We start from the raw sequence: 19148 nt of genomic DNA, 5'->3' as shown, positions 1-19148 counted from the left end.
AAAGCATTATGGATTTCAATCTCGCTCTCAACCTGGCCCTGCCGGAAGTGATCATCGCGGTCTCGTCCCTGCTGATCCTCGTTTTCGGCGCTTTCCGCGGTGACAAGGGCATGATCTCTGTCAGCGCCCTCTGCGGTGTGGCGCTGATCGCGGCGGCCTTCGCCGCCGCCTTCAGTCACCAGGGGGCGGCCTTCAACGGTTCCTTCATCGTCGATGGCGTCGCGCTCTACGCCAAGGTGGCAATCTATATCGCCGCCGTCTTCATCATTGTGCTGGGGCAGGGCTATTTCGACCGCATCGGTGCAGCCCGTTTCGAGTTCCCCATCCTGATCGTGCTGGCGGCGCTCGGCATGAGCATGATGGTTTCGGCCGGCGACCTGATCGCGCTCTATGTCGGCCTCGAACTGCAATCCCTGGCGCTGTATGTCCTGGCGGCCTTCCGGCGTGATGACGCCAAATCGTCCGAAGCCGGCCTCAAGTATTTCGTCCTCGGCGCACTGTCGTCCGGCCTGCTGCTGTATGGCGCGTCGCTGATCTACGGTTTCGCCGGTTCGATGAACTTTCACGCCATCGCCCAATCGGCGACGACAAATCTCAATGTCGGCCTGATCTTCGGTCTGGTGTTCCTGATCTGCGGCCTGGCCTTCAAGGTCTCCGCCGCGCCCTTCCATATGTGGACGCCGGATGTTTACGAAGGCGCCCCTACGCCGGTCGTCGCTTTCGCCGCCGGTGCGCCGAAATTCGCCGCTATGGTGCTGTTCGCCCGCGTCCTGCAAACCGGTTTCGAGGCGCAGATCGATCAATGGCGGCAGGTCATCCTCGTGCTGGCCGTTCTGTCCTTCGTCGTTGGAGCTCTCGGTGGCCTGATGCAGAAGGATTTCAAGCGGCTGCTGGCCTATTCGTCGATCGCCAATATGGGTTACGCCCTGCTGGCCATCGCTGCCGGCGCGGTCGGGATTCCGGCCCTGCTGATATTCTTCGTGCTCTATATGGTCGATACGCTGGGCCTGTTTACCGTTCAGATGGCCTTGAGCCGCAAGGGCGAGCCGTTTTCCCGCATCGATAGTCTGGCGGGCCTGTCAAAGACCAATATGCCGATGACGATCGTGCTGACTATCCTGTCCCTGTCGGTTTTGGGTATGCCGCCTTTCAGCGGGTTCTGGGGAAAGTACTTCGTCTTCGGCGCCGCTATTTCCGCGCACCTGTGGTGGTTCGCCGCCGCTGGTCTGGTGGCTTCGGTCGTGGCCGCCTTCTATTACCTGCGCATCCTCAAGCTGATGTGGTTCGATGCGCCGGCCGGCGATATGGACAAGTCCCCTCTGGAAACCCGGTGGATCGCCTATGCGGCGGCGGCCTTTTCCTTCCCGCTCGTGATCGTATTCCTGATCTACGTCTATCCGCTCGCCCAGTCAGCGGCGCAAGGCTTCGGCAGTTAGGCTTACTCATTGGCCGATTTTGAAATCTTTGATACGCTGTCGTCTACCCAAGATTTAGGTTTGGCTCGCGTCAAGGCAGGGCGATCCGGCTCCGGCTGGATTCTGGCGAAGGAACAGACAAAGGGTATTGGCAGACACGGCAAGAGTTGGGTCGGCACCAAGGGCAATTTCATGGCCTCTCGTTGGGAGATCATGGAGGTTGATATCCGCCAGGTGCCGCAGCTATCCTTTGTCGTTGCGCTGGCCATTTATGAGATGTTGCGTCCCCTAATCCCGGACACGGATCAGGCGATGCGTATTAAATGGCCAAACGACGTTCTGCATCGTGGCCGTAAACTGTGCGGCATTATCGTCCAGACCGAAGCGGTAGACAAACCCGGACATCTGGGGGTCGTTATCGGTATTGGCATCAATATGCGGGCAGCGCCGATCCTCGAAGGTTATCTGACCGTGGCGCTGAAGGAAATCAGCCCGGAGGCCAAAAACCTCGATGCGGTGGCGCTGCTACACAAACTCAACGGCCATTTGGATGGCGTATTGGATTTGTGGCGCAACAAGGATTTCAGCGATATCGCCAAGGCGTGGCTGAAACGTGCCTATGGCCGCGACCGTCTTGTGACCGTGACGCAAGAGGATATGTCGGTGTCAGGTCGTATTACGGGGCTGGATGAATTCGGCGGCTTGCAGATTGAAAGCGATGACCGGGTCCATACGGTTACCGGCGGCGATATCAGCTACGGGGATCTGATCTGATGCTGCTGGCTATTGAGCAAGGCAATACCAACACCCTGTTCGCCATCCATGATGGCAAAGACTGGATCGCGCAGTGGCGTGTCGCCACTGAAACGACCCGTACCGCCGATGAATATGCCGCCTGGCTTTATCAACTCATGCAGATGCACGGCCTTGATTTCAAGATCATCAAGGACTGCATCATTTCGTCGGTCGTGCCGCAGTCTTTGTTCAATCTGCGTAAGCTCTGCCAGCGTTATTTCGATCGTCAGCCCTATGTTATCGGCGAAAACACTCACCTTGGCATCGAGATACGCATTGATAAACCGCGCGAAGCCGGAGCTGACCGCCTGGTCAATGCCGTGGGCGGCCATATCACCTATGCCGGCCCATTGATCATCATCGATTCCGGCACCGCGACGACCTTCGACGTGGTCGGCGCTGATGGCGGCTACGAAGGCGGCGCCATCGCGCCCGGCATCAACCTGTCCCTGCAAGCGCTCCATTCGGCCGCCGCCAAGTTGCCGCGCATCGCCATCGAAAAACCGGCTCGCAAGATTGGCAAGGATACGGTCAGTGCCATGCAGTCCGGTATCTTCTGGGGTTATATCGGCCTGATTGAATACATGATCACTTCAATCAAGGCCGAATACGGGCAAAAGATGATTGTTATCGCCACCGGTGGGGTGGCTTCTCTGTTTGAAGGTGCTACAGACAGCATCGACCATTTCGACCATGACCTGACGCTGCGCGGGCTGCTCGAAATCTATAAGCGGACGCTGGCACGCGACGCATCCTGATTGGCTTACATATAAATGAAAAAACATACCAACGAACTGGTGTTCCTGCCGCTGGGCGGATCGAACGAGATCGGCATGAACCTGAACCTGTACGGGTTCGGTCCGGCCGATAACCGCCAATGGATCATCGTCGATGTCGGCGTCACCTTCGGCGATCTGACGACGCCGGGCATCGAGGTGATCGTGCCCGATCCGGAATTCCTGATTGGCGAGAATATCCTCGGTATTGTTCTGACCCACGCCCATGAAGACCATATTGGCGCGCTGGGCTGGTTGTGGGACAAGATCAAGGCGCCCGTCTTCGCCACGCCCTTCACCGCCTTCCTGGTGCGTGAAAAGCTGCGTGAAGCCGGCGTCGATGATTGCGACATGACCGAGGTGCCGCTTAATGGCAACGTCAAGCTTGGGCCGTTCGATATTGACTATATCACGCTGACGCACTCAATCGCCGAACCGAACGGCCTGGCGATCCGCACCGAACTGGGCACGATTTTCCACACCGGCGACTGGAAGTTCGACGAGTCGCCGATCACCGGCGCCCCGACTGATATTCCGGCCATTCGCAAGCTGGGCGACGAAGGCCTGCTGGCGATGGTCTGCGATTCGACCAATGTGTTTGTCGAAGGCCGCGCCGGCTCGGAAGAAGACGTCCGGATCGAATTGACCAAGGTCATCAAGGGGCTGAAAAAGCGCGTCGCCGTCGCCTGTTTTGCCTCCAATGTGGCGCGGGTCGATTCCGTCATGCGCGCCGCTATGGAGGCCGGCCGCAAGGTCTGCCTGGTTGGCCGCTCCATGCACCGCATCACCGCCGCCGCACGTCATGTCGGCCTCTTGGCAGGCATCCCTGATCCGGTTAGCGAAGGCGAGGCGCAACACCTGAAAGCCAATGAAGTGCTCTATCTCTGCACCGGCTCGCAGGGGGAACCGCGCGCGGCTTTGTCGCGTATCGCCGATGGCAATCACCCCCTAGTCAAGCTCAAGGACGGCGATGCCTGCGTCTTCTCTTCGCGGCTCATTCCCGGCAATGAAATCTCGATCCGGTCGCTGCAAAATCGCCTGTCGGATCTGGGCGTTGCCATCCATACCGAACGCGATCATCCGGGCATCCACGTTTCAGGCCACCCGTGCCGCGATGAACTCAAGGAAATGTACGCCCTGGCGCGTCCACGCATTTCGGTGCCGACCCATGGTGAGCGCCGCCATCTTCTGAAGCACGCCGCTCTCGCGGCAGAAGAGGGTGTCGACGAGCAGATCACCCCGCGCAATGGCGACATGGTGCGCCTGGCGCCTGGCCGGGCCGAGATCATTGATGAGGTGCCGAATGGCCGTTTGTTCGTCGATGGCGGGCATCTGGTGCCGGAAGCCTCTGACGCCCTGCGCGAACGCCGCCATGCCGCCCATAACGGCATGATGTTCGTCGCGTTCGCGCTTGATGGCAAGAACCGCCTGGCCTCGATCGTTGAGGTGAGGGGGCTTGGCCTGGCCTATGAGGATGACGACATTATTTCCGACCAGCTCGAAGCCATTTGCAAGAGCGTCGAGAAGGCCATCAAGGCGATGCCGGTCGAGTCACGCGATGAAGACGAAGGCGTCGAAATCGTGGTGGCGCGGATCGTCAAGAAGGCGGCGCAAGCCATTTGGGGACGTCGCCCGATTGTCGAAACGATCATTCTGCGAACCTGAACTTATTCGCCGAATACGCGTTTTCAAGCCGCTCGCCTGTCAGGTGAGCGGCTTTTTCCTGTACGCTGGAAATCAGCCAGATAATCAATGTTGACAATTGAGTCTGGGATCAGAGTCCATTTAATCGAATATGAGCAATATCGAGATTTAACACCTGAATTTATTTAAAAAAGAGCATATCAAATATATTTATCAACATTGATTTTATATAGGTAAATTCCACGCAATTATTGCAATCAAATATTTGCCGCGAGGCTCACAACACCGTTTAGCGTCACAGGCGAATAATCACGACTTGACCATCACATAGGAACCCGGCGCATCCATCAGTGGTTTGAGTTTGCCCTTGGCCGGATCACGGGGAGGAACCATCTCTCCCGAACGTTCATTCAGCCAGCCGGCCCAATGCGGCCACCACGAACCGGCGTGCTCGACAGCGCCGTCCATCCACTTTTCCAGCGTGTCGGGGTGGGCGTCATTCAGCCAGTGCATGTATTTTTTGGCATCCGGATGATTGACCACGCCGGCGATATGACCGGACCCTGCCAGCATGAAGGTGACGGGGCCGCCGAACAGCTTGGAGCCCTTGTAGACCGATCCTGGCGGCGCGATATGGTCTTCGCGGCCGGCCTGTTCATAGATCGGGATCGCTACTTTTTTCAGGTCGATATCAACCCCGGCCAGAACCAGCTTGCGGTTGGTCAGGGCATTCTCGCCATAAAACTTACGCAGATAAAACAGGTGCAGCGCCTTGGGCATCCGCGTCTGGTCGGCGTTCCAGCACAGCAGATCGAACGGCGTCAGTTCCTTGCCCAGCAGGTAGTTGTTGACGAAGAACGACCAGATCAGGTCATTGGCGCGCAAGCTGTTGAAGGTATCCGCCATCGCGGAACCGGGCAGCACACCACCGGCGGCATCCATCTGGCGCTCCAGTTCCTTCAGCCAGTTCTCGCTGGTGAACAGCAACAGGTCGCCGGCTTCGGAAAAGTCATGCTGGGCGGTGAAGAAGGTGGCGGCCGAAATCGTCTTGTCGCCCCTGGCGGCCATATGGGCGAGGGCGCAGCCGAGCAGGGTGCCGCCGATGCAATAGCCGACCGCATTGACCGATGGGGCGCCGGTCTGCTCGATCACCTTCTGCACGGCCTCATAGATACCGCCGAACATATAGTCCTCGAAGGTCGTGTCTTTCATCGACGCATCCGGATTGACCCAGCCGACGAGGAAAACCGAAAAGCCCTGATCCACCAGCCATTTGATCAGCGAGTTCTTGGTCTGGAGGTCGAGGATATAGAATTTGTTGATCCACGGCGGGAAGATGAGCAGGGGGATTTCACGCACCTGCTCCGTCGTCGGGCTGTATTGCAGCAGCTCGAAATATTTGCCGCGATAGACGACCTTGCCCGGCGTGGTCGCCACATTGCGCCCCACCACGAAACTGTCGGTATCGGCCTGGCTGATCTTCAGCTTGCCGTCGCCGCGCGCCATGTCTTCGGCGAAACGTTCCATGCCCTTGACCAGGCTTTCGCCCTTGGTATCCAGCAGGGCCTGCAAGGCCGCCGGATTGGACATCAGGAAGTTCGACGGCGACATGGCGTCGGTCAGCAGTTTGGTGAAAAACTCAGCGCGGCGCTTGACCATGGGGTCGACACCCTCGGCGCTGCTGATCAGCTTGTTGATCCAGTTCGACGACAGCAGGTAGGACTGCTTCATCATGTCGAACATGACGTGTTCCTGCCAGTGCGGATCAGCGAATCGTTTGTCTGCCGATTTGCCGCCGGGCGCCGCTTCCGTGCCGAGGGTGCGGCGGGTCATCTTGCTCCACAGTTCCATATAGCCGGTCAGGAGTTCGCTTTGCGCCTCCACCAGTTTGTCCGGTTTTGTCGCCAGTGCGCCCATGATCTCCGTCATGGCCGGTCCGACCTGAAAGGGATCGGCCGCGCTGCCCCCTTCGGGCTGGGCGAAAACCGTCTTGGCGAGGGCGCTTTGCGCCGTCATCGCCGCCTTGGCGATATTGACCGACAGTTCTTCTATTTTTCGGATGGTTTCTGTGTCGAACGACCGCGCAACAGGTGTCCCACGAATTTGCGGTGCAGGTTCTACCACCATGGTAGTCGGTTTAGCTTTTGGCGCGACAGCCTTTTTCGGGGGCGAGGCCTTTTTTACGGTTGGCGCAGGAGAGGCCGCCTTCGTGGTTTTACGCGGCGTCTTCGTCGTAGGGGTCTTGGTCATGGGGCGGCGTCCCGGCTGTTATTCGCTTACAGGATATATAGACTGGCCGTGACGCAAGCACAGCGTCAAGACAACTAAATTTATATTTCTCTTGTCTTGGCCATGCTCCTGCCGGTATTTTGCACCAAAATACGGACACGCCTAAATTGTGTTGCAGATATATGCTGTTATCAGGCTCCATAGCGGAGAGCATCCCTTTGAAACTAACCCTCGCGCATCGTTTGTCCGTTTCTCTGGCCGTGCTGGCCCTGACGTCGTTCCCGACTCATCTGCTGGCGCAAACCACCGCTGATGCAGCGCCGCCACAGGCCGATATCAACAGTATGCCGAAGTGGTCGGAATTTCCCGTGCCGCCGACGAACGTGACGACCGCCGCCGAATTCCAGACCGATGTCTCCGAGGCGCTGACTAAACGCACCCAGTTGAGAACCGAAGTCCGCGCCCTGGTGTGGGACAATACGGTGCCTGAAAACTTCGCCGAAGCACGTGATCGTATCGACCCGGCACACTCGGGGCCGATCGAGACGCAAACCTCACCGGCGCAAATCAACGCGCTTGCCGATGAACTGCGCAAACGCGCCGCGCCGCCGCCCGTTGTAAAATAAGCGTCGTTCATACCGGCTAAATCCAGAAGAAAAATTATGCCAGAAACCGCTGATTTCACCAAAGATGCCAGACGGCGCGACGCCACGGATTTCGATCTCAGCCTCGATATCGTCCGTGTGGCCGAAGAGACCGCCATCGCCTGTTACGCCCAGATCGGCAGCGGCGATGAGAAGGCCGCCGACCAGGCCGCCGTCGACGCCATGCGCACGGCATTGAACGCCATCGAGATGGACGGCCGCATCGTCATCGGCGAAGGCGAGCGCGACGAAGCTCCCATGCTCTATATCGGCGAAACGGTCGGCACCGGTAAAGGCCTGGCCATCGATATCGCGCTCGATCCGCTGGAAGGCAGCACGCTGGCCGCCAAGGCTCAGGCCAACGCCCTGTCTGTCATCGCCTTTGCGCCGCGCGGCGGGCTGCTGCACGCGCCGGATACCTATATGGACAAACTGGCCATCGGGCCGGGCTATGGCGAAGGCGTGATCGATCTCGACTGGACGCCGGAAGAAAACGTCCGCTCGCTGGCGAAAGCCAAGGGCGTCGATGTGTCGGAAATCGTCGCCTGTGTGCTCGATCGCCCGCGCCATGACGGCATCATCACAAGCTTGCGCAAAGCCGGCGCCCGCGTCCACCTGATCACCGATGGCGATGTCGCCGGCGTGATCCATACCGCCCAGCCGGAAACGGGTATCGACATCTATCTGGGGCAGGGCGGCGCACCCGAAGGCGTCCTGGCCTGCGCCGCGCTGAAATGCGTCGGCGGGCAGTTCCAGGGGCGGCTGGTCTTCCGCAATGGCGATGAGCGGGAACGTGCCCGGCGCCTCGGCCTGACGGATTTCGACCGCAAATACACGCTCAATGATCTGGTCAGTTCGGATGCGGTCTTTATCGCCACCGGCGTGACACACGGCGCTTTATTGCGGGGCGTGCAAAAGGAAACGACCACGCGCGGAGAGGTCTTCCTGACCACGGAAAGCCTGGTGATGATATCCAAAACCCATACGGTGCGGAAGTTGTCGATGCGCCGACCGCTGGTGGTGGGGTAGGGCAGGTGGAGGTCAAGCAATGATTCAGACATCGGACCTCTCCGTCGCGTTCAAACCGCCAGCAGTACAGACGAAGGTTTCCCTTCGCCTTCAAGACTGTGCTTTAGCAAAATAGCCTCTGTCGGAGTGCATGACCGGCAGGGGCTTGCATTTAAACGTGCAGCAAAGGCCCCAGCGGGCGGCTACAGCCGCGAATCCGGTGTCGGTAAGAATAGCCCGCGCATTCGGATCATACTCAGAGTGGTCGCGTTCTGGAAAGGGCCTGCATATCTTTATCAAAGGCCACCTCGCCGGTAGCGGAATAAAACGGAAGCGCGGGAACGTTGATATAGAGATCTACGACCATGGCCGGTTCATAATCTGCACTGGTAATGTTCTCGATGATGTGTCCGCCCGAATTACGGAGCAACAAGAGTTATTAGACACACTGATTGAGCGCTTAAGGCATTGGCTTCACAGGATAAAAACGGTGGCGCATATTGGCTGGAACCGCGTGCCTATGACCGGGACGAATTTCGGGAAAATTGGGAGCGCATTTTGTCGTGGGGCTAAGAAATTCAATTGGATATGTGACCGATTCGCATATTCGCTCACCTTAACATTCACAGGATCCGTTCCACTGTTGTGTAGGGAAAATATCGCGGGTTGCGGTTGGCGAGGGAGCAACTTGACAAATTGCCACTCTTAAGTCAGTCTCAGGTTGCTTCTGGATAGAAGCTGAGAAGAAACCTGAGATGGTTTCGGTTATTGTGTCGCTGAAAAGCGGCGAAATTGATCAGCTTATGCTGAACCGGTTTGCGCAATCCTTGCGCACAAATCGCCGAGGCCAGTCTCTTCATTAAATGGAAGACTGGAATGACTGAAACACCTAAAATTATTGTCCGTTTTGCGGTTGTCGCTGAGCAACCAAACTCTCGTGACGAAGAGCGGCTAAGCACTCACACCTCCGAAAATTCGATTGCAGGTATTAAGCGCTACACAGGCTTTGTCCGTGGCCGCGATTTGTATCCGCTTTTTGATCACCTCTCGCTTGAAGCAAATCCACGCGCAGCTAAAACGGGCAATGTCACGAACGCCATTATGGAGTCGTTAGAAAAGACCCCGGAACTATTCCCTTTTAAATCCAAGGGCATCCTCATTGGGACGTCCAATTATGAGGCTCTTCAACGCAACAGGTTCGAATTGCGATTTGAAGATCTTGACTCGGAGGGTATTCTCGACGGGGGGCATAACATGCTCGCAATTGGTCTTCATATGCTCCTAGCGGTCATGGATGAACGGGAGTTGGCCCGTATTTCACTATGGGATGACATGAAGGATCTTTGGGAAAAGCAGCGCAATGCACTTGAAGCAGTGAAAGAAAAGTTCGATTTCCTTGTGCCTATTGAACTGCTTGTACCTTCTGACGTTGAGAACACTGCATCAGTTCAGCAATTTGAAATGTCGGTTTTGGATATTTGCGCCGCCAGAAATAATAACGCGCAGCTTACTCAGGAAACCAAATCGAACAAGCTTGGTTTCTACGATGAAATTCGTGATCGCCTCGACCCAGCCGTCGCATCTCGTGTTGAATGGAAGAGTAACGAATGGGAAAGCAGCGAGACTAAGCCGATTAAGGTTCGCGACCTACTGGCACTAGCGTGGATACCTCTAAATCGTGCAAATGAGGCTAACTTGTTGCCCCTAGATATTTCGGTGACCCCGCAAAATATCTATCGCAACAAAGGTGAATGTTCCAAACAGTTTGACAAGTTGATGAGCGACAAGGGTGTTTCGCGAACTGTAGATGGACCTACACATGAATTGACTAACCACACCGTCGCAAGTTGCTTTGATATATTGTCTGATCTGCCCCAGCTTTATGATCTGATCTACAGCGACTTCCCAGATGCTTACAACTCAAACGGATTTCGGTTTGGAGCGAATCCGATCGTCAAAATGTACGATCCGCCTCGGAGGGAGGCTGCGAAAGATAAGAGCGCCTTCCTCGTGTCCCAGCCGCACACACACTACCTGAATAAGCCTGTGTATTACCGGTATCCAGACGGTCTCATTATGCCACTAGTTTACGGGTTGAAGGGGCTAATGGAAATTAATGACGATAAGGTAGTCTGGGCAGTCGAGCCAGTGAAGTTCGTCGAGATGTATCTAAAAGACATAGCGGGTGCATACCGCTTGGTTTTGGATATGGCGCGTTTCGATCCACAAAAATTGGCAAAAAACGAAGCTAGCCACGAGTTCGCCGTCGGCGAATTTGAAAAAGCGTTGCTTAAGCATCGCGCCAAGAGAATGGTGTAGGGAGCGGTACGATGACAAAACGAGCAAAAGCAAGTGGTATTCATCTTCAGCAGACCGATGCTTCTCTTATTAAGGGTATGTTGAAGCGCGGGGATCGCCAGCACGACATTGCGGCGTGGTTCGGTGTGAACGGGGGCCGGGTCGCAGAAATTGCCACGGGCGCACGTTTCGGCTGGGTAACAGCCGCCGCTGCGACAGATCTCCCGCCACCAGGGCCTTACCCGAAGGCGGCGCAGGCTCTTGCCGCCATAGCAGCGCTTGAGATAGCAAAAAGTGCGCTCGCGAAGGCGGAGAGTACGATACGGCAGCTAGGCAAATAAAGTAGCCATTGAGGGGAAGGTCAGCCTTCCCCTTTTTTTTGTTTGGCGCGTGCTGCGCCACCCCGATACATTAGTTGGTAGATATTTGGTAGAAAAGCAAATATCACCACCCGCTCAAACTCCCGGATCGCAGCCAAGCGCATTACGTAACCGGCTGTATTTTATGGGAAAATTGGCGGACAAGGTGGGATTCGAACCCACGGTAGGCTTCCACCTACGGCGGTTTTCAAGACCGCTGCCTTAAACCACTCGGCCACCTGTCCGCACGAGGGAACGGCGCTTGTAGCCTGCGTCTCTCAACCTGCCAAGCCCTTCCATCGGATTTTTCACATTTTGAGATAACATAGCTAACAGGCCTTAACCAAGATTTCGCAAATTGCGCGCAAGGTGGTATCAGTCATCCGTGTCCCCTAGCCCAGATCAGGCCTATGTTCGAGCCAGAACGCTCATTTCGCGCCTTAAGTACAAGGCTGTTACCCCTTGTTTTCATGCTGTTATTGGCAGCCTGCGCCACCACGCGTCCCGGCGGCGACCTGTCAGGCGCGCAAGGCCCGAAGATAGCCCGCGAGCCAGCCTATAATTCCGGCACGTCACGGCCCTATACCGTGCGCGGCCAGACCTATTACCCGCGCATACCCAATGCCGGGCACAGCGAAACCGGCATCGCCTCCTGGTATAGCGAGGAATCGCCCAACGCCACCACGGCCAATGGCGAATATTTCGCACCGGATGGTATTTCCGCAGCTCACAAGACCTTTCCGCTACCCAGTGTCGCTGAGGTCACCAATCTCGATAATGGCCGCACGATCCGCGTTCGCGTCAATGATCGCGGTCCCTTCGTCGAAGGACGCGTCATGGACCTGTCGCGCGGCGCGGCCAAGGCCCTTGGCGTCTATACCACCGGCACCGCCCGCGTTCGGGTCACCTGGCTTGGTCCGGCCGAACGACTGGGGCCAGCACCAGTCTATGCCGCCCCATCGCGCGCGCCGGACGATGATCAGCGCTATCTCGTTCAGGTCGGGGCCTATTCGCAGCGGGACAATGCCGAGCGCGCGCAAGGCCGGCTGGCCGACGCCCGCATAAATTCACGCGACAGCCTTTATATCGTCTATACCGGCCCCTTCAAAGGCGCGGCGGCGGCCGAAAGACGCCGGCAGGAAGCGATCAGCGCCGGTTTCAGCAGTGCTATCCTCGTTCATGACGATTAGCGGCGTTTTCCCGCTTTTTGGGCTTGAGAATTGCGCCAAAAGACGGTCTATCTCGCTTCGTGAACACACTATCCGAACATCCCCCTTTGCACGGCGGCCGCTTTATCACCTTTGAAGGTGGTGAGGGCGCGGGCAAATCCACACAGGTCAAAACCCTGGTGGCGAAACTGCGCGCGCTTGGCCTCGAAGTGGTGCAGACGCGCGAACCCGGCGGGTCTCCGGGCGCTGAAGCCTTGCGCGACCTGCTGGTGCGTGGCGACGCTACGCGCTGGTCGGCGGTCAGCGAATTGCTGATGATGTACGCTGCCCGCGCCGACCATCTGGAAAAGATCATCCGTCCGGCACTGCAACGCGGCGCATGGGTGGTTTGCGATCGTTTTGCCGATTCGTCGCGTGCCTATCAAGGCGCCGGCGGCGGCGTGGCGCCGGCCTTTATCGAGCAGATTGACGCTGCCGTCGTTGGCCCTACGCAACCGGATCTGGTGCTGCTCATGGATATGCCGGTCGAGGCCGGGCTGAAGCGCGCCGAGGTCCGTGGTGATGCCGAGAACCGTTTTGAGTCCAAGGGGCTGGTGTTCCACGAACGCCTGCGCGCGGGCTTTCTGGCGCGCGCCCGTCAGGTGCCGGAGCGCTATCGCGTGATCGATGCCGATCAGGGGATTGAGCCGATCGCCGCCGAGGTCTGGACCCTGGTGCAATCGGCCTTTCCCGAATTGCGGGGCGCGTAATGGCTGAATTAACGCCGCCACGCGAAAGTTTCGCTTTTGAGCAGGCCGAAGGGCCGGATCAGGCCTTCGCCTCGGCCTACGAGAAAAACCGTCTGCACCATGCCTGGCTGCTGTGCGGACCGCAGGGGCTTGGCAAGGCGAGCTTTGCCTTTCGATGTGCCCGGTTTTTGATGGGGCATGACCGTGATACCCGCTTTGGTACGCTGGGCATGTCACCGGAAGACGCCGATGTGCGCCTGATTACCGCCGGTTCGCATCCCGATCTACTGGTGCTCGAACGCGAAATGGGCGAGACTAGGCTGAAGAAGAATATCAGCGTCGATGCCGTGCGCGAAATCGGCGAATTCTTCTCCAAAGCGCCATCGCGTTCGCCCTATCGTGTCTGCATTATCGATTCGGTCGATGACCTGAATATCAATTCCGCCAATGCCTTATTGAAAATTCTTGAGGAACCGCCTCATAAGGGCATTCTCTTTCTGATCTCCCATTCGCCCGGCCGATTACTGCCGACTATCCGGTCTCGTTGCCGGCGGCTGACCTTTATTCCGTGGAGCGACCAGGAAGTTGACGCCTTCCTGCGCAAGCGGGCCGATATCGATGACGAAGCGATCGGGCGGCTGGTTCGCTTGGCGCATGGCGCGCCGGGCAGGGCGCTTAGCCTGATGGAGGAGGGGGCGCTGGAAATGGATGCCTTCGCTGGCAAGCTGTTGGAGAAGCCTCTCCCGCCGCGCGCCGAACTGATGCAGGCCGCTGCCATGTTCAAATCGTCTTCGGCGAAGAATGACGGTGCGCGTAAATTCGCCACCTTCATGATGTGCTTGACGGATCGCCTGCATGAGCGGACCCTGAGTGCCGCAACGCCTCAAAACGGCCAAACCTATTCGCAATTGTGGTCACGGCTCAATCAGGCGGTCGGCGAGGTTGAAGGTGTCAATCTCGATCGTGGTGACTATTTCTGGTCGATTTACAATGAGTTGGCGACGCTTTCCTAAGGTAATATATTCGCTGTGACCGACTACCGATATATTGATTCCCACGTCAATCTGCATGCCCAGCAATTCACCGAGGACCAGGCCGAAGTCATCAACCGCGCCCGTACGGCGGGCGTGGATCTTATGGTCAATATCTGCGATCGCGTGTCCAATTTCGAGGCCGTTTATAAAATTGCTGAAGATCATGCCGACATCTGGGCGACGGTCGGCACGCATCCGCATGAATCGCGCGAAAATCCGGAGTTGAGCGTGCAAACGCTGCTGGAACTGGCCGAGCGCCAGAAAGTGGTCGGGATCGGCGAGTGCGGGCTTGATTTCCACTATGATTTCAGCTCGCGTGATGTTCAGGCTCAGGTTTTCAAAACCCATATCGCTGCTGCACGAAAAAGCGGCCTGCCGCTGGTGGTGCATACGCGTGAAGCCGATGAGGTCATGGGGCAGATACTGACCGAGGCTCATGCCGAAGGGCCGTTCAAGCTGCTGCTGCATTGCTATACGAGCGGGGCTGAACTGGCCAAGACTTGCGCTGAAATGGGGGCATGGTTTTCCGTCTCCGGCATCGCCACCTTTAAACAAGCTCAGGATGTGCGCGATATCATCAAGGACATGCCGGCCGACAAGATTATTGTTGAAACCGATTGCCCTTACCTGGCGCCCATACCGATGCGCGGACGGCGCAATGAGCCGGCCTTCGTGCCGCATGTCTATGACAAGCTGGGGGAAATTCGCGGATGGAGCCTGGATGAGGTGAGGGCGCGCACACTTGACGCTTTCTTCAGCCTATTTGACCGGATACCGCGCTGATGGCCAAAACGCTGACAGTCAAAATTCTTGGCTCGGGTTGCTCGACGGGCGTGCCGCGGGTGGATGGTTACTGGGGCGCCTGCGATCCGGAGAACCCGAAAAACCGGCGGTCACGTTGCTCCGCCTGGTTTGGGCTGTCGGATGGTAACGCCATGACCTCCGTAGTGATCGATACCGCGCCGGATTTCCGCGAACAGATGATCCGGGCGGCTGTGCCGCACATCGACGCGATCCTGTGGACGCATGACCATGCCGACCAGACTCACGGCCTGGATGATATGCGCGCCTTTACCTTTGCCCGTGGACGGCCAATTGACGGCTACATGGATGAAGCCACCTATACGACCCTAATCCGTCGTTTTGGTTATATTTATACGGGAAATCTGGGGTATCCGCCGGTATGCGAACCCAATCTAGTGCCTCCGCACGGCACTCAATGGTCGATTTCAGGAGAGGGCGGCGATCTGCCGGTTATCACATTTGACCAGGCCCACGGGCCAATCCGGTCTGTAGGCTACCGGATCGGCGATATAGCCTATTCCAGTGATGTGTCGGACATTCCTGAAGAGAGTTTTGATGCTTTACAAGGCCTGAAGGTATGGATTGTTGACGCCTTGCGCTACAAGCCGCACCCGACGCATTCTCACCTGGAAAAGACGCTTGACTGGGTAGAGCGTGTGAAGCCTGAGCGCACCATCCTGACCAATCTGCATCAGGATATGGATTATGAAGAACTGAAAGCCATTCTGCCAGATGGCGTTGAACCTGCGTATGACCAGATGGACGTTAAGGTTTCACTTTAAGTCAGTCATAATCAAGCGGAACGCCGCCATAATAGGTCGTGCCAGGCAGATTATGCTCGAATGCGGCCTTATCAGCAAAAGCCAGACCAGTGATCGCCAGGATAAGTACGCTGAAGAACGCCAGAACGATCAGCAAATTGGCTGGCAGAACCTGAACGCCATGATGCGCTTTAAGCGTCAACCGGCCAAAGGTATCGGTCGTTGGTTCAAAATGAGCGGTGGTTGTGGCGGCCATCTGGAAACTCCATACAAACGCAAATCGAGCGCGGTGTGGCGCTGTTGAAGTCAGGTTATTGGCTTTGCGATAAAGGGTATGTGCCGAAGGCCGGCTTCGCGCATAAGAATGGCATAAGGGGGCAAGTACAGCGGCGAAGCTGTTTCCATGTGATTTAATTTCCCATAATATATATTATGCGATAAATATTTGCGCCGGTTTCAGACTTCTTTCTCTTTACACATGGTCGAGCGCACTGCCCTTGTGGGCCGCAATGTGATCGGTCTTGTCGCTTTTAATTTCGTATTGAGGATCGTCTTTTGACGCACGATGCGTGTGGCCCTTGTAATCGAAATCCTTGGTGTGGATTTTGATAATTGTTCCCGCCACACGGCCTGCTTCGGAATTCCAGCCGACGTGATCGCCAATCTTGAATGTCGTGGTCATTGCGCGTCCACTTCTGTCACAATCAAACAGGACGGCCTGGTGGGCGATGACGGGTTCGAACCGCCGACCTACTCGGTGTAAACGAGCCGCTCTGCCAGCTGAGCTAATCGCCCCTTCCAGGGAGCGCTCGATGTGCCAAGCCTGCCCCCATAAGTCAAGAGGCGTTTCCGTATCGGATGATTAAAATCACCCGAACGGAAACGCCTCTTTATAATCATCGTCTTGAGGTCGCATCACGCGAACCATAAGCGCAATTAGCTGTTCAAGGCACCCTTGAGGCCTTCACCGACGCGGAAGCGCGCAGTGACCGAAGCCGGACGCTGAACGGTTTCACCGGTGCGCGGATTGCGGGCCGTACCGGCTTCGCGCTTGACAGCGAGGAAGGTGCCGAAGCCCACGAGGCGCACGTCATCATTCTTTTTCAGGGACGCCACAACACTATCGGTGAAAGCGTCGAGCGCCTTCTTGGCTTGATCTTTCGTCAGACCGGCCTGATCGGCGATGGCGGCCACGAGTTCAGCTTTCGTCATAAATCTCTCTCCCTTACCCGTCTTGGGGTCAGTTGCTAAGCATCCCCCTTAACGTTGGCGACTAGGCCGTGAGTCGTTAATGGGTGAAGCCGATAGAGACTACAAAAATGTAAGCCCGTCAAAGCAATAAATGCCGTTTATTGCACTGCAAACCGTGTTTTTTAAAGGGTTTGAGCGTTTTCACGTCCTTTTGAAGAGCTATCCCCAGGCTGTGGGCGGAAATTGAACCGGAGCGTACACTTATTTCACGGCATTTTCCTCAAAGGCCTTGTGGATAAGGAGAACTGATTCTCTGCCCGAAAAGATATCCATGCCTCAACCTCCCCCCGCCAAATTGCAACGAGTTGCAATAAAGCCCTGTCGACTACTTATCAACAGGGCTTTATTTTATATTTGAAGGGCGACTTAATGTGCCGTAGCGGCATCCGGGTCATCCGCCGACGCTACCGCGGATGCGGCAATCACCGGCTCAATCCACTCCACCGGCGTCAGCGGCTTGGTCAGCGCATGTTTGAGCGCCTCCTCCACCAGCGACACCGGAATGATCTCGAGACCCGATTTCACATTGGCCGGCAGATCGATCAGATCCTTCTCGTTTTCCTTCGGGATCAGCACGGTCTTGATGCCGGAGCGCAAGGCCGCCAGCAGCTTTTCTTTCAGGCCGCCGATCGGCAGGACACGGCCGCGCAGGGTGATTTCACCCGTCATGGCCAGATCCTTGCGCACCGGGATACCAGTCAGCACCGACACCATAGCCACCGCCATAGCGACGCCGGCAGACGGGCCATCCTTGGGTGTAGCGCCTTCGGGAACGTGAACGTGGACGTCTGTACGATCAAAGATCGGCGGCAGGATGCCGAACCTCGGCGCCAGCGCCTTGACGTAGGAATTGGCCGCCGAAACGGACTCCTTCATGACGTCTTTCAAATTGCCAGTGACTTTCATCAGGCCCTTACCCGGCATCTTGATGGCTTCGATGGTAAGGATGTCACCGCCGAATTCCGTCCATGCCAGGCCCGTGACGATACCAACCTGATCGACCTCATCGGTGGCGCCATAGTGATATTTCTTCACGCCGGCATATTTGGCGAGGCGCTCGTCATCGATGGTGATCGAGGTCACCTTTTCACGCGCGAGATCACGGATCGTCTTGCGCGCCAGATTGCCCAGTTCGCGTTCCAGCGAACGCACACCGGCTTCCCGCGTATAATAGCGGATCAGGTCGCGTATGGCGTTTTCCGGCACCACGAATTCCGCCGTCGTCAGGCCGTGATCCTTCATCAGGTTCGGCAGGACGTGACGCTTGGCGATCTCGACCTTTTCATCCTCGGTATAGCCGGGAATGCGGATGATCTCCATCCGGTCGAGCAGCGGTTGCGACATGTTCAGGCTGTTGGCCGTGGTGACGAACATGATCTTTGACAGGTCATAATCGACTTCGAGATAGTGGTCGGCAAAAGTCGAATTCTGCGCCGGATCGAGCACTTCGAGCAAGGCTGAAGCGGGATCGCCGCGCCAGTCGTTGCCCATCTTGTCGATTTCATCGAGCAGGAAGAAGGCGTTGGTCGTTTTGACCTTCTTCATGTTCTGGATGATCTTGCCGGGCATGGAGCCGATATAGGTGCGGCGGTGACCACGGATTTCCGATTCATCACGCACGCCTCCGAGTGAGATGCGCACAAAATCACGGCCCGTCGCTTTTGCAATACTCTTGCCGAGCGAGGTCTTGCCGACGCCCGGAGGACCGACGAGGCACAGGATCGGGCCTTTCAAGGTGCCCATGCGGGCCTGCACGGCCAGATGCTCAAGGATGCGTTCCTTGACCTTTTCCAGGCCGTAGTGATCGGCTTCGAGGATGTCTTCGGCCTTGGCCAGATCGATGGCCTTGGTCTTGGCGGCGCCCCAGGGAATCGACAACAGCCAGTCGAGATAGTTGCGCACGACGGTGCTTTCGGCCGACATCGGCGACATGTGGCGCAGCTTGTTCAACTCGGCCATCGCCTTGGTACGGGCTTCTTTGGAAAGCTTGGTGGCCTTGATCTTCTTTTCGAGATCGGCCAGCTCGTCCTTGCCCTCGTCCTGTTCGCCGAGTTCGCGCTGAATGGCCTTCATCTGCTCATTCAGGTAATATTCGCGCTGGGTCTTCTCCATCTGGCGCTTGACGCGCGAGCGGATCTTCTTCTCGACCTGGAGGACTGAGATTTCACCTTCCATCAACGCGTAGATCTTTTCCAGGCGCTTGGTGACGGACAATTGCTCCAGTAACGCCTGC

At 56.9% G+C, this 19148-nt stretch carries 18 protein-coding genes and 2 tRNA genes; 13 read left to right on the top strand and 7 right to left on the bottom strand.

The window, feature by feature from the left end; translation table 11 throughout:
* The first annotated feature begins 8 nt into the window (after positions 1-8).
* From nuoN to VL130_RS14595, 4 genes are read left to right on the top strand one after another with little or no spacing between them, the layout of a single operon-like run.
* Entirely contained in the window at positions 9-1436 is a 1428-nt protein-coding gene (gene nuoN / locus VL130_RS14610) for an NADH-quinone oxidoreductase subunit NuoN (protein WP_325363796.1), read from the top strand.
* Between the two features lie 9 nt (positions 1437-1445).
* A complete protein-coding gene (locus VL130_RS14605) occupies positions 1446-2189 on the top strand; it encodes a biotin--[acetyl-CoA-carboxylase] ligase (protein ID WP_325363794.1) in 744 nt (247 codons plus the stop codon).
* Positions 2186-2968 (top strand): type III pantothenate kinase, encoded by a 783-nt coding sequence (locus tag VL130_RS14600; RefSeq protein ID WP_325364249.1) that lies wholly within the window; start codon positions 2186-2188, stop codon positions 2966-2968. The genes VL130_RS14605 and VL130_RS14600 overlap by 4 nt, the downstream gene beginning before the upstream one ends.
* A gap of 15 nt (positions 2969-2983) precedes the next feature.
* Positions 2984-4651 carry a ribonuclease J gene (locus VL130_RS14595; RefSeq protein WP_325363792.1) on the top strand — a complete coding sequence of 556 codons (1668 nt, stop codon included), beginning with the start codon at positions 2984-2986 and terminating at the stop codon, positions 4649-4651.
* A 288-nt stretch (positions 4652-4939) separates the two neighbouring features.
* Here VL130_RS14595 and phaC read toward each other — a convergent pair whose 3' ends face one another.
* Positions 4940-6880 carry a class I poly(R)-hydroxyalkanoic acid synthase gene (gene phaC / locus VL130_RS14590; protein ID WP_325363790.1) on the bottom strand — a complete coding sequence of 647 codons (1941 nt, stop codon included), beginning with the start codon at positions 6878-6880 and terminating at the stop codon, positions 4940-4942.
* A gap of 197 nt (positions 6881-7077) precedes the next feature.
* Between phaC and VL130_RS14585 the strand changes: the two genes are divergently transcribed.
* From VL130_RS14585 to VL130_RS14570, 4 genes are all read left to right on the top strand, one after another.
* Positions 7078-7485 carry a hypothetical protein gene (locus VL130_RS14585; RefSeq protein ID WP_325363788.1) on the top strand — a complete coding sequence of 136 codons (408 nt, stop codon included), beginning with the start codon at positions 7078-7080 and terminating at the stop codon, positions 7483-7485.
* Between the two features lie 36 nt (positions 7486-7521).
* Entirely contained in the window at positions 7522-8532 is a 1011-nt protein-coding gene (gene glpX / locus VL130_RS14580) for a class II fructose-bisphosphatase (RefSeq protein WP_325363786.1), read from the top strand.
* Between the two features lie 855 nt (positions 8533-9387).
* Entirely contained in the window at positions 9388-10830 is a 1443-nt protein-coding gene (locus VL130_RS14575) for a hypothetical protein (protein ID WP_325363784.1), read from the top strand.
* 11 nt (positions 10831-10841) lie between these two features.
* The gene (locus tag VL130_RS14570) at positions 10842-11150 is read left to right on the top strand and encodes a hypothetical protein (RefSeq protein ID WP_325363782.1); all 309 of its coding nucleotides are present in this window, start codon (positions 10842-10844) and stop codon (positions 11148-11150) included.
* Positions 11151-11323: 173 nt separating this feature from the next.
* Here VL130_RS14570 and VL130_RS14565 read toward each other — a convergent pair.
* Positions 11324-11413 (bottom strand) — tRNA-Ser (locus tag VL130_RS14565).
* Positions 11414-11638: 225 nt separating this feature from the next.
* Here VL130_RS14565 and VL130_RS14560 point away from each other — a divergent pair.
* Genes VL130_RS14560 through VL130_RS14540 form a run of 5 tightly spaced genes read left to right on the top strand, consistent with a single transcriptional unit; the run spans position 11639 to position 15685 of the window.
* Entirely contained in the window at positions 11639-12358 is a 720-nt protein-coding gene (locus VL130_RS14560; RefSeq protein WP_325363780.1) for a septal ring lytic transglycosylase RlpA family protein, read from the top strand.
* 59 nt (positions 12359-12417) lie between these two features.
* Complete coding sequence (gene tmk / locus VL130_RS14555) at positions 12418-13086, top strand: dTMP kinase (protein WP_414636292.1); 669 nt, start codon at positions 12418-12420, stop codon at positions 13084-13086.
* The gene (locus VL130_RS14550; protein ID WP_325363778.1) at positions 13086-14078 is read left to right on the top strand and encodes a DNA polymerase III subunit delta'; all 993 of its coding nucleotides are present in this window, start codon (positions 13086-13088) and stop codon (positions 14076-14078) included. The genes tmk and VL130_RS14550 overlap by 1 nt, the downstream gene beginning before the upstream one ends.
* Positions 14079-14093: 15 nt before the next feature.
* Positions 14094-14882: a TatD family hydrolase gene (locus VL130_RS14545; RefSeq protein WP_325363776.1), complete on the top strand. Its 789-nt coding sequence runs from the start codon at positions 14094-14096 to the stop codon at positions 14880-14882.
* A complete protein-coding gene (locus VL130_RS14540) occupies positions 14882-15685 on the top strand; it encodes an MBL fold metallo-hydrolase (RefSeq protein WP_325363774.1) in 804 nt (267 codons plus the stop codon). Before VL130_RS14545 ends, VL130_RS14540 begins: the two co-directional genes overlap by 1 nt.
* A gap of 1 nt (position 15686) precedes the next feature.
* On the opposite strand, the gene VL130_RS14535 is transcribed toward VL130_RS14540, so the two are convergent.
* The 5 genes from VL130_RS14535 to lon all read right to left on the bottom strand — a co-directional run.
* Positions 15687-15920 carry a hypothetical protein gene (locus VL130_RS14535; RefSeq protein WP_325363772.1) on the bottom strand — a complete coding sequence of 78 codons (234 nt, stop codon included), beginning with the start codon at positions 15918-15920 and terminating at the stop codon, positions 15687-15689.
* Between the two features lie 216 nt (positions 15921-16136).
* Entirely contained in the window at positions 16137-16346 is a 210-nt protein-coding gene (locus VL130_RS14530; protein WP_325363770.1) for a DUF2945 domain-containing protein, read from the bottom strand.
* A 37-nt stretch (positions 16347-16383) separates the two neighbouring features.
* A tRNA-Val gene (locus tag VL130_RS14525) sits at positions 16384-16459 on the bottom strand.
* 141 nt (positions 16460-16600) lie between these two features.
* Complete coding sequence (locus VL130_RS14520) at positions 16601-16876, bottom strand: HU family DNA-binding protein (RefSeq protein ID WP_325363768.1); 276 nt, start codon at positions 16874-16876, stop codon at positions 16601-16603.
* A gap of 405 nt (positions 16877-17281) precedes the next feature.
* Positions 17282-19148, bottom strand: a 1867-nt coding sequence (gene lon / locus VL130_RS14515; RefSeq protein ID WP_325363766.1) for an endopeptidase La, incomplete at its 5' end; no start/stop codon positions are given.

The sequence above is a fragment of the Asticcacaulis sp. genome, assembly GCF_035497195.1.
Taxonomy (GTDB): Bacteria; Pseudomonadota; Alphaproteobacteria; order Caulobacterales; family Caulobacteraceae; genus Asticcacaulis.
Note: the sequence above shows the minus strand (reverse complement) of the source record. Positions and strands in the feature narration are given on the sequence as shown.